Source organism: Thermococcus sp. 21S7 (genome assembly GCF_012027615.1).
In the GTDB taxonomy this organism is placed as follows: domain Archaea; phylum Methanobacteriota_B; class Thermococci; order Thermococcales; family Thermococcaceae; genus Thermococcus.
Genome location: NZ_SNUT01000002.1, coordinates 104,434 through 118,671, shown reverse-complemented (window position 1 = coordinate 118,671; position 14,238 = coordinate 104,434). Strand labels below are relative to the sequence as shown.

Genomic DNA, 14,238 nt, shown 5'->3' with positions numbered 1-14,238 from the left:
CTAAACCGTTGGTTTGGAACCCTTCCAAAAGAAAAAAGAGGGAGTCAGTCCTCCACAACGTAGATGGGAACCTTCCCGTGCGGGATTCCGGTTCTTTTGCCGTACCATTCGCTGAGGAGGCGGTGGAGTACAACGAGCAGCGGTACCGCGATGACGAGCAGTACCCAGCCGTTCCTCAGGCCCGCGGCGAAGAGCAGGAGCATGAGGGCGCCAACGAAGCCCGCGGTGAGGGCGTAGGGTATCTGGGTGTTCACGTGGTCGATGTGGTCGCAGCCTGAGAACATGGAACTCATGATGGTCGTGTCGCTGATCGGTGAGCAGTGGTCGCCGAAGACTCCTCCCGCGAAGACGGAGGCGATGCTGGCGTAGACGATAGGTCCGAAGCTCCCGCTGAGCTGGTACGAGAGAGGAACCGCTATCGGCATCATTATGGCGAAGGTTCCCCAGCTCGTTCCCGTCGTGAAGGAGATGAACGCCGCCACCACGAAGACCACGAAGGGCACCAGTCCAGGCGAGAGGACGTTCTGGGCCACCTCGACTATGTAGTCGGCCGTACCAACCGCATCGCAGGCGCTCTTGATGCTCCATGCAAGGATGAGTATCATCATGGCGAAGTGCATCTGCTTCATTCCCGCGACCAGGGTGTGCTCGACGTCCTCAAGGCTCATTATCCTCATCGCCAGAACGAGGGCCATTGCGACGATGACCATGGAGAACGAACCCCAGACGAGGGCCCACGTTGAGTCGGCGTTGGACAGGACCTCCTGGAAGCCACCCTTCGCGTAAGCGGCGCTGCCTCCGCCGGTAACCCACAGGCCGAGGAAGGTCATGAAGACGAGCGCCGCAACCGGAAGTATAAACACCCAGACGCTTTCCTTGCCCTCTATGGGCATTCCAACGTCCACTTCCGTCGTCATCATCGGCTGCGCCCCGTCGCGCATCACCTTGCCTTCGGTCCTGGCGCGGTACTCGGCGCGAAGCATCGGGCCGTAGTGCCTGTGGGTGATTGCAACGAGGTAGACGAGGATGACCGCCAGGATGGGGTAGAACCTGTAGGGCCAGCTTGAGAACCAGGCGGAGTAGGCGCTTATGTTCGCACCGACGCTCGCTATCGCGTCCTTAAGGAGGCCGAGCTCGTAGCCAATCCATGTGGAGACGACCGCCAGAACCGCCACAGGAGCAGCGGTGGAATCGTCGGCGTAAGCTAAGAACTCCCTTGAAACCCTTGCCCTGTCGGTTATTGGCCTCATGGTGTTGCCGACTATGATGGTGTTGGTGTAATCGTCGAAGAATATTATCGTCCCGAAGATAGCCGCCATGAGGGAAGCGGCGCGGCTGGTTTTAATCTTCCGCGTTACCGCCTTCGCTATGGCGTTCATGCCTCCGGCTTTGTATATCAGCGCCACCCCTGCACCTATGAGCGCGTCAAAGAGGAGAATTCTCGTGTTCCAGAGGTCGGTCATAATCTGTCCGTTCTCCTCCCAGGCGGATGCTATGTTGAATGCTATCCACTTCAGCGTTTCGGTAGTGGCACCTATTGGGTTCCCTCCGGCCACCAGCAGTCCACCGACCCACACTCCAAAAAACAAAGCGAACAGCACCCTCTTCGTCAGGATGGCCAGCCCAATGGCCACCAGTGGAGGAAGCAGCGACAGAATTCCAAAGTCACTCATGGTTCAACCACCCGCTATTGTACTATTGGGGGCACGTCGCCAATAGATATCAGTGGTACAATATAAAAGTCTTTTTAGAACTTTTATGGCTATTCTGTAAATTATTATGGCAAATCTACCCCAGAATAGCTAACAAGGGATAACAAAATGCATGGAAGTTCTTCAATAAACCTCCCTACCCAAATATTATTTTGATGTATTGAACATTGAACCAAAAAATTTATGAAAAATTATTCATATCCTGGCAACCTTTGCCCACCTTTCCTTTGTCCTCTTCCAGCAGCCGGGTGGCATAAGCTCCCTCCATGGCAGTAGCCGAGCTGAACACAGCGGGGACCGAGCTTCGCCCACCTGATAATCGGCCTGAGTTCATCGTTTTTGGCGGATTGAAGGGATAAAGCTTGAGAATCCGGAATAAACACATCCTTTTATTCCTCTAGATAGCTGTGGAAGAACTACTGATTTCTAAATGTGCATGTTCACTATAAGAAGTTTTTAACATTAGGTTGTTATTTAGTGAGAGTTATAAATTCAATATGCAATATAATATAATGAGGAGGTACTGTAATGAGCGTGCTCAGGCACTCGTTCTCCAGATACTGGGAGCTGTCAAGAAGCCTGAGGAAGAGGCAGGCGGTTATCGTTCTCGTGAATTTGGTTGTTTCTTACCTCAACATTCGCTTTGCCCTGATGCTGAGAGACGCCATAAACAGCCCGGGTACTGGTAGGATCCTCACACTGGGAGTTTTTCTCGTTTTGATAAACGCCCTGAGCTTCGTGGTTACCTACCTCCTTGAGGTATCGAAGAGGGCAATGCAGGTGGAGATAATCGGCCGAATTTACAGGAGAATCCTGCACGCAAAGGAGGAGACCTTCAGGGCAAAAACCCCCGGCGAATATCTCACCGACCTGATTTCAAACGTTGTTTATGTCAGCTCCCTATCGGCTGCCTTGATACCAGCTTTGATTGTGAACGCGGTAAGCTTCGGGGCGTATCTCATAGCCCTCTTCCTCCTTAGCCCGCGGCTCTCCCTCGTGTTGCTGCCGTTTTTGATAATAACAGTCCTTCTATTCAAAAAGCAGGTTGGAGAACTCGCTAAAGTGTCTGCCAAAGAGAGGAGCAGATTCTCAATGCTGGTTGAAAGGATAAGGACAAAACTTGAAGGCAGGAAAACCATCAGGAACACAAGCGCCCTAAACGGCGCCGTAAGGAAGCTGAACGAAGAGTGCAGTGGATGGTACAACTCAGTTAAGAGCCTGGTGCTCGCATCGTTGAAATACCGGTACCTGTACAACACCCTCTATCGGCTCGTGCCTCTGATCAGCGTTCTGGTCGGACTCCTCTGGAAGGTGGACACCGGAACTCTGGTGGCGTTTTATATGATGGCGGGCGAGGTCATAGAGCCCTTGGTCGTCATTTTAAGCGATCTCAGCCACGTTCCCGAATCTTACCCCGCGCTGAAGAGGATTGACGAGGCGCTCAACATGGAGGAGGAGAGCTTTGGGGACAGGACGCTTATGAGGGTTGAGTCGATAGAGCTGAAAAACGTCTCGTACAGCGGGATACTGGAGAATGTAAACCTGAGGATATCCCACGGGGACAGCATCGGCATCATCGGGGAGAGCGGAAGCGGTAAAACAACCCTCGCCAACATAATAGCCTGTCATTATCGCCCCGAGAAAGGGGAAGTCCTGATAAACAGTGTGCCGGCCTTCGAGTTCAGGAACCCCCGGGAGAAGATAGTTCTGGTGGAGACCAACGAGTTCGTATTCCCGGGAACCGTTAGGGAGAACATAACCCTCTGGGAAAAATTTGACGAAGAAGCCCTGAGGGATGTGATGGAGGTGGCAAAAGTAGACCTGCCTCCTGATGAGAAAATCGGACCAGGACACAGGGAGGTTTCCCTTGGAGAACGCCAGAGGATAGCACTGGCCAGGGCCCTAATCCGCAGGCCCGAGGTGCTGATACTCGATGAGGCCCTTTCGGGAGTCGATCCCGACGTGGAAGCCGAGATAATTGAGAAAATAAAGGCCAGGGGAATAACTTTGATCGCCATATCCCACAGGCCCTCCACCACCAAGCTCGTGGACAGGATAGTGCTGGTTGAAAAGAGAACCGCGAAGGAACTTTAAGTTGGAACTCTATCCAGTTTCCAGGGTCATTGTTCGCCCTCCAAAGGCCGGAAACTGAATTATATTCCAGCTATTCTCCTCCATTTCTCTTTCGTCCTCTTCCAGCAACCCTCAGGCATCAGCTCCCTCTCCGGGCAGTAGCCAAGCTGAACACAGCGGGGACCGAGCTTCGCCCACCTGATAATCGGCCTGAGCTCGTCGTTTCTGGCAATCTCCTCCAGCATCTTCCAGGCAACCTCGCGAATCTCCCACTGCGCCCTCTCGCAGAGCCTGAGGCCAAAGAAGTGCTTCAGCTCGCGCAGGTTCATGGTCACGACGAGCTTCGTCCTAACCGCCTGGGGGAGTATAAAGCGCGCGTCCTCCTGATGAATTCCAGCTTTGTAGCTCTCCTCATAGAGCTCGATGGCTTCGCGCATCAGATTTTTCCACTTCTCGTAGAGCTCCGGTCTCTCCTTGATGCTTTCGGGGATTACGAAGGTCTCCTCAACATCATTTGGGTTTAATATTATGTATCTTTGTGACTGTTGGGTATAACTTGCGAGTCTATGTCTTACAAGTTGGTGCGAACAGACACGAGAACAGCCCTCAATCGAGAACGTCAGAACCGCGTGCTCCAGTATCGACTCGTGGCCGTAGCCCAGAACCCGGGGCAGGTGCATCCCAACGTCCCCTTCGCCCATGCGCTCGAACGCTTCCGTCTCCCATTCATCCCAGTAGCTTATGAGCGCGGCCCAAGTGACGGTTTCGAGAGGTTTTTTTGTATAATTGACAAGGGTAACCCTGATCCCATTCCCCATTCGCGTCACCGGAGATAGAAAAGGCCCAGGTTTATTAGGTTTACCTTTTTCTTTTGAAAGTCTCGCCCTTTAAGGGCGGGTACAGTTTTCAACCCAACGAGCCTTGAATCACCGAAAACCCTTAAATAATTTCCCAATTTAATAAGGGCCTTGGAGAGGCCACTGTAAAAACAACCCGATGAGATGAGGGGTTTCACGTTACCCTCCGGCATTGGAGGGTTGACGCCGTAAGGCGTCCTTTTGAGAACTGCCCGTTGGGCAGTTTGAAACCCTGAATGGTGGCCTCTGAAACCATAACCCCAATCGGGCTTTGCCGGTAGGGGTAACGGGCCCGAGACCGGGCCTTTGGGCGAACCCGAAACTGGCGACGGGAGTAAGTAATGGGCCCGCGAACCAACCACCCGTTAATGGCGAGGGGGTTAACCCATTGGAACCCTCGCCTTGGCTGGGAGGAGGTCAGCTCGGGGAGTGTCCAACAGGTTTCCCGCGGAAGTCCCGGGGGCCCGAAAAGGGCGAGAACGCCATATGTCCACAGGGCAAAAATCGAAAAAAGGAAGCCGAAAACAAAAAACCAAACAGGAAACTAAACAGGCACTGGCTCTTCAACGGGCTTGGATATCTCGTCGGGAAGTGAGAAGAACGCGACTATCTCCAGGATTGCCGCTATGACAATAAGCAGGCCACCGATGAGGACTATCATCAGGATTGCGCCGATGATGTACAGCAGAGCGACCGTGTGGAACATACCAACCCCGGTCTCCTGGGATATCATGTCGTAGCTCTGCTTCATAAACCAGACCCCAACAATCATCAACACCACTGCCACGAGTCCACCAATCCCAAGCATCCCAAGGCCCATCTCCGGGGACTCGCTCATCCCCATTTTCAGCATGGAACCCCACATAGTCCCCACGAGTATTAAACTGGCCACTATGTTAAGTATTGCCGCCCAGAGGTACTTGCTGAATATCTCCTCCCTTCCTGTGGCCTCGGCTATGTTCTTAACTGCAAAGAGCTTCAGAACGAAGCCTATGAAGCCCAGCCCCAGGAAGGTCAGCAGGGCGCCTATACCTCCCATCAGTTTTGCATTCTTAAGCTCTGCCATATTGGTCACCTCATCCCAGATAGGGACTAGCCTTATAAAAATGTTTCTACGCCAGGCCATAAAATTTAGGACACAGTTCAGTCGGAATTGCCCCAATGGAGCAACAGATGCACTAATGCCCATTACGTTTGGAAAGTTCAAGGACGCTAATGCTCAAAAGATTTCAGCCGGGAGCAGGTTTATCCGACGAAAGGGTTATTAAAAGGGAGCGCCAGCATTAATCGGTGATGCACATGGTGGTTAGCCTTGCAGGAAGGGATGTTCTCTGCCTTCAGGACTTCACAAGGGAGGAGATTGAGACTATTCTCAAGACCGCTGAGATGATGAAGATTTGGAACAAGATAGGAAAGCCGCACCGCGTTCTTGAGGGCAAGACCCTGGCCATGATCTTCCAGAAGCCCTCGACCAGAACGAGGATCTCCTTCGAGGTTGGAATCTACCAGCTCGGCGGCTACGGCCTCTACCTCAACGCCAACGACCTCCAGCTGAGGAGGGGCGAGACCATAGCCGACACCGCCCGCGTTCTCAGCAGGTACGTCGACGGAATAATGGCGAGGGTTTTCGACCACCAGGACGTCGTTGACCTCGCCAAGTACGCCAGCGTCCCGGTCATCAACGGTCTGAGCGACTTCAGCCACCCGTGCCAGGCCCTTGCCGACTACCAGACCATACTTGAGAAGAAGGGCCGCATAGCCGGCCTCAAGATAGTCTACGTCGGTGACGGAAACAACGTCGCCCACTCGCTCATGATAGCCGGAACCAAGCTCGGTGCCCACGTCGTCGTTGCAACCCCGGAGGGCTTCGAGCCGGACGAGAGGGTCATCAAGTGGGCCGAGCAGAACGCGGCCGAGAGCGGCGGCAGCTTCGAGCTCCTCCACGACCCGGTTCAGGCAGTTAAGGATGCGGACGTCATCTACACCGACGTCTGGGCCAGCATGGGTCAGGAGGCCGAGGCCGAGGAGAGGAGAAAGATTTTCATGCCCTTCCAGGTGAACAAGGACCTCGTCAAGCACGCCAAGCCGGACTATATCTTCATGCACTGCCTCCCGGCCCACCGCGGCGAGGAGGTCACCGACGACGTCGTCGACTCCCCGAACAGCGTCGTCTTCGACGAGGCCGAGAACAGGCTCCACGCCCAGAAAGCCGTTATGGCCCTTGTCATGGGCGGGATTAAGGTCTGAGGCCTTTTCTTCCCTTTTGTTCTCCCACACTGCTTGGCCTTCTGGGATGCCTTCCGCTGTGAAAGCGGACTTTCACAAAACTGCCCTTCTATGAAAGTGCACTTTCATAAATCATCGCAGTTATGAAAGTTGGCTTTCACAAACGAAGAACCTTTTAAACCCCCCTTCGTATTTCCTACCATGCTCGAAAAGCTATTCAGCCTCGGATACTCCAAGACCTTCGCGGAGAGATATTATACCCTCTGGGGTGAGAGGGCATTAGCTATAGCCGAGGCCATGGAAAAGCCCCTGTCGAGGTGCTTCCGCGTAAACACCCTCCGCATCGAAGTGCCGAAGCTCACCAAGCTCCTCAACAAGAAGGGCTTTCAGTTCAAACGCGTCCCCTGGGCGAGGGAGGGGTTCTGCCTAACACGCGAGCCCTTTTCGGTAACATCCACACCCGAGTACCTGAGCGGCCTGCTTTACATTCAGGAAGCAAGCTCTATGTATCCGCCGGTGGCGCTCGAACCGAAGCCCGGTGAAACCGTTGCCGACATGGCGGCGGCACCTGGGGGTAAAACTTCCTACATTGCCCAGCTGATGGAGAACGAGGGGATAATCTACGCCTTCGACGTCGGGGAGGAACGCTTAAAGGAAACTCGGCTCAACCTTTCTCGCCTAGGGGTAACCAACACCGTGCTCATCCACAAATCCTCACTCCACATAGCCGAGCTGGGCATCGAGTTCGATAGAATCCTCCTGGATGCCCCCTGCACCGGTTCGGGAACGATACACAAGAACCCGGAGCGTAAGGCCAACAGGACGATGGAGGACGTGAAGTTCTGCCAGGGACTGCAGATGAAGCTCATCGAAAAAGCCCTGGGGGTTCTGAAGCCCGGAGGAGTTCTGGTTTACTCGACCTGCTCCCTCGAACCGGAGGAGAACGAGTTCGTCCTTCAGTGGGTTCTTGATAACTTTGACGTTGAACTGCTCCCGCTCCGCCACGGCGAGCCGGCTTTAACGAGCCCCTTCGGAATCGAGCTGAGTGAAGAGATAAGAAAAGCGAGGCGCTTTTATCCAGACAGGCACGGAACGAGCGGCTTCTTCGTTGCGAAGGTTAAAAAGCTCTAATCTTTGGATTCTGAAACTAGAACCTCATCTATTTTTCTAAGCCTCTCCAGGACGTCCTCGCTGAGGTTCCTCTCCAGCTCCTCACGGGCGGCCTTGGCAAGCTCGAACTTCGAGTCGTACTTCCCGAGGGACGTCCAGTGAATCTTCTTGCCCTCCAGGAAAACGTCTATGTCGCAGAGACGCTTGTATCCAACGTATTCGATGCCCTTCAGCAGGAACTTAACGCGCACCGGGTCCTCCCACGTCAGCAGCTTGAGCTTGTACACTGGAACGCGCATGAAGGGCCTCGGATAGTCCCAGTCCCAGCCCTCGCCGACGACGAAGCCGAGGTCGAGGTTCTCTATGACCATCATCAGCCGCTCTATGTTCTCATCGTAGCGCTTGTCGGTGTCGTAGACTTTGATGGTAAGCTCCTTCCATTCGGGCATCAGCCGGAGGAGGAGAACCGGAACGTCAATCGTTAACTCATGATAGACGCTCAGGAAGTCCCTGCGTATCAGAACCGCCCCCGCGATTTCATCCGGTCCAATGGGAGCGCTGAGCTTCTTCGTCGTTACGCCGATTATCGTGTCCCCGGCTTCGCCCTCGTCGAAGGCGGTTCGAATGTCCATGATTTCGCCGCCGTACTTCTCGGCCAGCAGCCTGAGCCCGTCCTCAACGTTGGTGGGTATCCGCAGGAGGATTAGGGTGCTCTCAACGTGCACCTTCTCCACGGGGAGGTTTCGGTTGACGATCTCGCTGAGGACGACCGGGGCGTGGGCCCCTATCAGGAAAGCCGTCTCCGGCGGGATGGTCTCCTTCTTCCATTCCTCAGTTACGAAAACGACAGTTTCAAACTCGTTGCTGAGTTTTATCGCCTCATCCGTTGGCAGTTCATCGACACCAAATGCCTCAGAAACGGCCCTTTTTACCAACTCAGAGTCCCTGGTTCTAAGAAAGAGTATGGACGGGCCGAATCTAATGACCTTCATCATATTCCCCTCCACATCTTGTAGCCCCTATCAAAATCCGTTCCGCCGGGGTACTTAACGCGGTAGGTCTGCCTGCTCGGCAGAAGAACGAAGTTGACGCCGAGAACGCCATTTAGACCCCTCTCGACCAGCTTAAAGTTGTGGCCGTACAGTCTGAAATCTGCGTCCAGGTTCGCCACGTCCCTCCACGTATGGCCCAGGGCAAACCTCGCACTCTCTATCTCGATGACGGTCCCGGGCTCAACGACGGCGTCACCAAAGAACTCCCTGACCAGCTCCGGGTCGTCCTCGTTTCCCGGAACGACGTAGAGTTTCACCCCATAGCCCTTGAGAACGTGGGCGAGCTTCCTTATTGCTCCCTGGTAGCGGGGCCTGAGCTCTGGCCGTCTCTCCAGCTTCACGTTGTCGGCGAGGTCGCCGGTGTGGATGACGTAATCCGGAGCGGTTTTTTCTATGAGCTCACCGATGAAGCGGTAGACGCTCTCGGGAGTATCGCTTACGTGCATGACCTTCGTCTCATCGGAGGAGGCGAGCACTTCGAGGACCTTTTTCCGGAAGATGGGAAGCTTGAACGGCATTGGAGAAACTAGGAGCAGGGCTTATATATACCTTGCCACAACTCCCATGGGGTGTTGACATGAAGGTTCTCGTTCTTGGTGCCGGAAACGTCGGCAGGGCTGTAGCCTGGGATTTGAGGGATGAGTTTGATGTTCATGTTGGGGACGTCAGCGATGAGAGACTGAAAGCCGTCTCCGAATTCGCCACGCCCCTGAAAGTTGATGCGTCCAGCTTCGATTCCCTCGTTGAGGTAATGAAAGGCTTTGAGCTTGTTGTGGGAGCACTTCCGGGGGGATTCGGATACCAGTCGGTGAAAGCGGCGATAAAAGCGGGCGTCGACATGGTCGACGTCTCGTTCATGCCGGAGAACCCGCTGGAGCTTCGCGATGAAGCGGAGAAGGCGCAGGTGACGGTTATATTCGACGCCGGCTTTGCCCCCGGGCTGAGCCACATCCTGATGGGCAGGATATGGCAAGAGATGGACGAGCTGAGGGAGGGCTACATCCACGTCGGCGGCCTCCCGAAGGAGCCCAGGCCGCCACTTTATTACAGAATTACATGGTCACCGAAGGATTTAATTGAGGAGTACACGAGGCCGGCGCGCGTGATAAGGGGCGGAGGGGTTAAAGCCGTCGACCCCTTCGAGAGGATTGAGAGGGTAACCGTGGGGGACTTCGAGTTCGAGGCCTTCGTGAGCGATGGTCTGAGGAGCCTCCTGGAGAGCGTTAGGGCGGAGAGGCTTGAGGAGTGGACGCTCCGCTGGCCGGGACACCTAGAGAGGATGAGGGTTTTGAGGGAGCTCGGCTTCTTCAGGCCGGAGCACGTTGATAAGACGCTTGAGGTCATAGCCCCGCTCATGACCTACGAGAGCCCGGACTTCTCGATAATGCAGGTGGTCGGAAGGGGAACGCTGGACGGAGAGGAAAAGGAGATAGGCTACCTTCTGTACGACGAGGAAAAAGAGGGCTTCACCTCGATGGCCCGCGTCACGGGATTCACCGCGGCCATAATAGCGAGGCTCGTGGCCGAGAAGGGCTGCATCTTCGGAGTTATTCCGCCGGAGATACTCGGAATGCGCATAGACACCTTTGAGAGAATCGCGGGTGAGATTGCGGACAGGGGCATAAGGTTAGAGAGGTGGGAGAATGCTCCACCTGGTGATAGCTGAGGCGGAGCTTGAGCTCGTCCCGAAGGCGATACTTGACCATCCTGCCGTTGTGAACCACGCCCGGAGGAGGGGAAAGAGGCCTGACGAGATACTGCTGGACAGCACATACCACCACGCGGCCATCAAAAAGCTCCCGGATGGCGAGAGGCGCGGGAGGCCGGACATAGTCCACATCTGCCTCCTCAACGCCCTTGAGAGCATCGCCAGCAAGGAAGGTCTGCTGAGGGTCTACATCCACACCAGGAACGACGAAGTGATTTACATCAAACCGGAGACGAGGATTCCGCGGAACTACAACCGCTTCGTTGGGCTGATGGAGAGCCTCTTTAAGAACCGTGCGGTTCCAAAGGACCTAGAACTGCTCCACATTGAGAAAAAGTCCCTTGGGGAGCTCGTGAAGGAGTTAAATCCCGATGGAGTCTTCGTGATGCATGAACAGGGAGATACAGCAAAACCGTTGGAGTTCGGAAAGATCCTTTCGAAGCTCCGCACTCCAATGGTAATCGTCGGCGGGTTCCCGCACGGGGATTTCATGAAACAACCGCCCGGGAAGAAAATAAGTCTCTACAAAGCTCCGCTGATGGCATGGACAGTTGTGAACGAGGTGCTCGTCGGCTTTGAGCACTGGATTCTCTGAAAACGCCCGCGGGGACATAACGTTTTTATATTACCTCCCGTTTAATTCCCCGTAAGCTTTCCCGGGATAACGGGCCAGAAACATTACGATGGGGGTGTGAATCTATGAGAAAAATAAGCTTCCTGATGGCGTTTTTGATAACCGGGTACATCCTTGGAATCTGGAACTTTCTGGTTCTGCCCAAGTACTACATAAACTTTGGGCTGAAGGGATTCCTGATATCGCTGATACCGATGCTCGTGGCGCTGTTCCTGATATACAGTGAGGCGGAGAGCACCAAACGCACCAGATACCTGATATACGAGCTGTTCTTCAAGATATCGCGCACTCCGGCGCTGATATTCGTGCTCATAATGTTCCTGCTCGTGATGCTCGGAATCACAACCTACTACTCCTCGTACAGCATCATATACATTCTGGGCATAGGGTCCAAGTACGTCCCGGCGATCGCCCTCGGAACGATACTCCTCTCCGTGATACTTCTCCTGCTGGCCAAGGGCAGAACCCTCGAAGTCATCTCGGTACTCTCCGTGCTCTTCGTAATCTTCGCGATAGTTTCGGCCATCCTCATCAGGAACCAGGCCCTCAGTGCGGTCACCGCGCCGCGGGCTGTCCAATACATGAACAACGCGGTCTCAGCGATAACGTCCTTCGACCAGCCGCTCTCCCTCAAGGGAATCCTCTACATGCTCATATCGGTCCTCGTTTCCTTTGGACTCGGTGCGGGCGTTTACTACGTGGTCGGAAGCTTTACCCCGGAGGAGCTTGACCTCAGGAAAGTCCTCGCGGCGGTTTTCGTCCTTCAGATAATCCTCAGCTTCGCGGCAGCTTTCACCGTCGCATACTCCCTCGGCGCCGCCTACCAGGGCTTTGGAAAGGCATTCCACAGCCCCAACATTCCCGCAGAGGAGTCCATGAAGCTCTACCTCGGCTTCCAGAACCTTAAGGACTACGCCACCAACAGTGAGAAGAGTCCGATGGACTCAATCGAAGTGTTCTACTCGATTCCCCACGTGCTCAAGGATAACATCGCCAGCGCCGACAGGCTGATATACCTGCTAATGCTCTCGCTCTATTTCGCTGGACTGACCACCATCATAATCCTCATTGAGATGGGCAGCCAGATACTCTCCGAGGTCATGCAGCTTGGAAGGAGCAAGAGCCTGATGCTGGTGGCCTTCCTCGGCCTCGTGCTCTCGGCAACGATGGTCGTAGGCGACATCAGAACCATGTTCGTCGTCGTGCCATTCAGCGTCGGTGCCCTCATAGCGGCGGTGGAAGCCTACCCACTCCTCTCAGGCGAGCTTGCACACAACAAAGGGGTCATCGGCGGCATAATTGCACTGCTGCTCCTAACCGGCCTTGTAAGCCTGTACTTCACCTTCAAGGCTCCGCAAACACCGGTCAAAATTGGGGCACTGCTCGGTCTGGTTCTCTTCGTGCCGGTGCTCATGAACAGCATGCTGATGAAGACCCGCCGCTGAGCTTTTCCATTTTCAAAAATTTTTTAAAGACCCTTCCCAATCGGTTTTAGAACGCTTATGGGAGGTCTGAAAAATGGGAGACAAGACCAAGGTTCAGGTTAGCAAGCTCAAGCCCGGAAGGTACATCCTCATCGACGGCGAGCCCTGCAGGATTGGCAACATAACCGTTTCCTCACCAGGAAAGCACGGCTCCGCCAAGGCCAGGATCGAGGCCGTTGGAATCTTCGACGGCAAGGTCAGGAGCATCGTCAAGCCCACCAGCGCCGAGGTTGACGTTCCAATCATAGACAAAAGAACCGCCCAGATCATCGCCATGACCCCTGACACCGTCCAGATTATGGACATGGAGACCTACGAGCTCTACGACGTCCCGATCGAGGGCGGCGTCGCCGACGACATCAAGGACCAGCTCAAGGAGGGCATCAACGTCGAGTACTGGGAGACCCTTGGTAGGATAAAGATAATGAAGCTCAAGGGCGAGTGAGCCCTTCCGCTCTTCTATTTCCGCAACCTTTTAAGAAGCACTCCGACCAATTCTCACTGGAGGTGAGACTGTGGACTTCCTTTACACCTATGAAACGCTTAAGCTTGAATTCCCACTTGCCGAGCCAGGAGAGGCCAGATTCGTTATCCTGGGCGTACCCTTCGACGGAACGACCAGCTTCAAGCCCGGCGCGAGGTTCGGCCCAACGCTCATCAGGCACGCAACGCTCAACCTCGAAAGCTACATCCTCGACTACGGGATTGACATAGCGGAACTCCCCATAGCGGACATCGGAGACGTCGCCGTTGTCGCCGGCGATCCCCGCAAGACCGCGGACAGGGTTAGGGAAACGGTCGAGGAGCTCAAGCGCGTCAATCCGAAAGCAGTGCCGATACTCCTGGGCGGCGAGCACTCCCAGACCCTTGGAGCCGTTGAGGCGCTTAAGCCGGCCAGCTACGTCGTCTTCGATGCCCATCTCGACCTGCGCGAGAGCTACGAGGACAACCCATACAACCACGCCTGCGTTGCGAGGAGGATAGGCGAGCTGGGAGTCAGGGAGGCGATGTTCGGGATAAGGAGCGGCACGAGGGAGGAGGTTCTCTACGCGGAGGAGAACGGAATCCCCTGGGTTCACGCGAGGGACTACGACTTCGATGCCTTCGTCGAGCTTGTGAAGCCCCTCCCCGAGCCTGTCTACCTCTCGGTTGACATAGACGTGTTCGACCCCCCGCTGGTTCCATCGACGGGCACCCCGGAGGCGGGAGGTCTGGGGTTCTGGGAAGTGGTTGAGGCGATGGAGTGGCTCCTGGAGAACAAGAGAATAGCGGGCTTTGACATAATGGAGGTCGCGGGGAGCGGACTCGGCGACGTTACCGCCCTGACCGCGGCAAAGCTGCTGTTCCACTTCATGGGAGCGATGGGAAAAGGGGCTTAAAAA

Annotated in this window: 13 protein-coding genes and 1 pseudogene; 8 read left to right on the top strand and 6 right to left on the bottom strand. The window is 54.9% G+C overall.

Annotated elements, in window-relative coordinates; all coding sequences use genetic code 11:
- Positions 1 to 44 precede the first annotated feature (44 nt).
- Positions 45 to 1,673 (bottom strand): Na+/H+ antiporter NhaC family protein, encoded by a 1,629-nt coding sequence (locus E3E51_RS03830; RefSeq protein WP_167911816.1) that lies wholly within the window; start codon positions 1,671 to 1,673, stop codon positions 45 to 47.
- A gap of 234 nt (positions 1,674 to 1,907) precedes the next feature.
- Positions 1,908 to 2,065, bottom strand: a pseudogene (locus E3E51_RS13120) (thymidylate synthase (FAD)); the annotation flags it as partial.
- Positions 2,066 to 2,240: 175 nt separating this feature from the next.
- Here E3E51_RS13120 and E3E51_RS03825 point away from each other — a divergent pair.
- Positions 2,241 to 3,806 (top strand): ATP-binding cassette domain-containing protein, encoded by a 1,566-nt coding sequence (locus tag E3E51_RS03825; RefSeq protein ID WP_167911815.1) that lies wholly within the window; start codon positions 2,241 to 2,243, stop codon positions 3,804 to 3,806.
- A 59-nt stretch (positions 3,807 to 3,865) separates the two neighbouring features.
- Here E3E51_RS03825 and thyX read toward each other — a convergent pair whose 3' ends face one another.
- Together thyX and E3E51_RS03815 are read right to left on the bottom strand one after the other, a co-directional pair.
- Complete coding sequence (thyX, locus tag E3E51_RS03820; RefSeq protein ID WP_167912114.1) at positions 3,866 to 4,603, bottom strand: FAD-dependent thymidylate synthase; 738 nt, start codon at positions 4,601 to 4,603, stop codon at positions 3,866 to 3,868.
- Between the two features lie 583 nt (positions 4,604 to 5,186).
- The gene (locus E3E51_RS03815; RefSeq protein ID WP_167911814.1) at positions 5,187 to 5,708 is read right to left on the bottom strand and encodes a DUF996 domain-containing protein; all 522 of its coding nucleotides are present in this window, start codon (positions 5,706 to 5,708) and stop codon (positions 5,187 to 5,189) included.
- A gap of 233 nt (positions 5,709 to 5,941) precedes the next feature.
- Here E3E51_RS03815 and argF point away from each other — a divergent pair, with 233 nt between their 5' ends.
- Positions 5,942 to 6,889 (top strand): ornithine carbamoyltransferase, encoded by a 948-nt coding sequence (argF, locus tag E3E51_RS03810; RefSeq protein WP_167912113.1) that lies wholly within the window; start codon positions 5,942 to 5,944, stop codon positions 6,887 to 6,889.
- 180 nt (positions 6,890 to 7,069) lie between these two features.
- On the top strand, positions 7,070 to 7,999 hold the full coding sequence (locus E3E51_RS03805) for an RsmB/NOP family class I SAM-dependent RNA methyltransferase (protein ID WP_167911813.1): 930 nt from the start codon (positions 7,070 to 7,072) through the stop codon (positions 7,997 to 7,999).
- On the opposite strand, the gene E3E51_RS03800 is transcribed toward E3E51_RS03805, so the two are convergent.
- Both E3E51_RS03800 and E3E51_RS03795 read right to left on the bottom strand, forming a co-directional pair.
- Positions 7,996 to 8,970: a hypothetical protein gene (locus tag E3E51_RS03800; protein ID WP_167911812.1), complete on the bottom strand. Its 975-nt coding sequence runs from the start codon at positions 8,968 to 8,970 to the stop codon at positions 7,996 to 7,998. The two genes, E3E51_RS03805 and E3E51_RS03800, sit on opposite strands and share 4 nt — an antisense overlap.
- Positions 8,970 to 9,548: a metallophosphoesterase gene (locus tag E3E51_RS03795; protein ID WP_167911811.1), complete on the bottom strand. Its 579-nt coding sequence runs from the start codon at positions 9,546 to 9,548 to the stop codon at positions 8,970 to 8,972. The genes E3E51_RS03800 and E3E51_RS03795 overlap by 1 nt, the downstream gene beginning before the upstream one ends.
- Positions 9,549 to 9,607: 59 nt before the next feature.
- Here E3E51_RS03795 and E3E51_RS03790 point away from each other — a divergent pair, with 59 nt between their 5' ends.
- The 5 genes from E3E51_RS03790 to speB all read left to right on the top strand — a co-directional run bounded on the left by E3E51_RS03790 (position 9,608) and on the right by speB (position 14,235).
- Positions 9,608 to 10,696 carry a saccharopine dehydrogenase family protein gene (locus tag E3E51_RS03790; protein ID WP_167911810.1) on the top strand — a complete coding sequence of 363 codons (1,089 nt, stop codon included), beginning with the start codon at positions 9,608 to 9,610 and terminating at the stop codon, positions 10,694 to 10,696.
- On the top strand, positions 10,674 to 11,333 hold the full coding sequence (locus E3E51_RS03785) for a 16S rRNA methyltransferase (RefSeq protein WP_167911809.1): 660 nt from the start codon (positions 10,674 to 10,676) through the stop codon (positions 11,331 to 11,333). The genes E3E51_RS03790 and E3E51_RS03785 overlap by 23 nt, the downstream gene beginning before the upstream one ends.
- Before the next feature lie 104 nt (positions 11,334 to 11,437).
- Positions 11,438 to 12,817: a sodium-dependent transporter gene (locus E3E51_RS03780; protein WP_167911808.1), complete on the top strand. Its 1,380-nt coding sequence runs from the start codon at positions 11,438 to 11,440 to the stop codon at positions 12,815 to 12,817.
- A 73-nt stretch (positions 12,818 to 12,890) separates the two neighbouring features.
- A complete protein-coding gene (locus E3E51_RS03775) occupies positions 12,891 to 13,301 on the top strand; it encodes a translation initiation factor IF-5A (RefSeq protein ID WP_088866454.1) in 411 nt (136 codons plus the stop codon).
- A gap of 70 nt (positions 13,302 to 13,371) precedes the next feature.
- Positions 13,372 to 14,235: an agmatinase gene (speB, locus tag E3E51_RS03770; protein WP_167911807.1), complete on the top strand. Its 864-nt coding sequence runs from the start codon at positions 13,372 to 13,374 to the stop codon at positions 14,233 to 14,235.
- The last annotated feature ends 3 nt before the right edge of the window (positions 14,236 to 14,238 follow it).

Bases quoted from the DNA above. Each gene is read 5' to 3' on its own strand.
- E3E51_RS03830 (WP_167911816.1), bottom strand. From the start codon at position 1,673: ATGAGTGACTTTGGAATTCTGTCGCTGCTTCCTCCACTGGTGGCCATT.
- E3E51_RS03825 (WP_167911815.1), top strand. From the start codon at position 2,241: ATGAGCGTGCTCAGGCACTCGTTCTCCAGATACTGGGAGCTGTCAAGA.
- thyX (WP_167912114.1), bottom strand. From the start codon at position 4,603: ATGGGGAATGGGATCAGGGTTACCCTTGTCAATTATACAAAAAAACCT.
- E3E51_RS03815 (WP_167911814.1), bottom strand. From the start codon at position 5,708: ATGGCAGAGCTTAAGAATGCAAAACTGATGGGAGGTATAGGCGCCCTG.
- argF (WP_167912113.1), top strand. From the start codon at position 5,942: ATGGTGGTTAGCCTTGCAGGAAGGGATGTTCTCTGCCTTCAGGACTTC.
- E3E51_RS03805 (WP_167911813.1), top strand. From the start codon at position 7,070: ATGCTCGAAAAGCTATTCAGCCTCGGATACTCCAAGACCTTCGCGGAG.
- E3E51_RS03800 (WP_167911812.1), bottom strand. From the start codon at position 8,970: ATGAAGGTCATTAGATTCGGCCCGTCCATACTCTTTCTTAGAACCAGG.
- E3E51_RS03795 (WP_167911811.1), bottom strand. From the start codon at position 9,548: ATGCCGTTCAAGCTTCCCATCTTCCGGAAAAAGGTCCTCGAAGTGCTC.
- E3E51_RS03790 (WP_167911810.1), top strand. From the start codon at position 9,608: ATGAAGGTTCTCGTTCTTGGTGCCGGAAACGTCGGCAGGGCTGTAGCC.
- E3E51_RS03785 (WP_167911809.1), top strand. From the start codon at position 10,674: ATGCTCCACCTGGTGATAGCTGAGGCGGAGCTTGAGCTCGTCCCGAAG.
- E3E51_RS03780 (WP_167911808.1), top strand. From the start codon at position 11,438: ATGAGAAAAATAAGCTTCCTGATGGCGTTTTTGATAACCGGGTACATC.
- E3E51_RS03775 (WP_088866454.1), top strand. From the start codon at position 12,891: ATGGGAGACAAGACCAAGGTTCAGGTTAGCAAGCTCAAGCCCGGAAGG.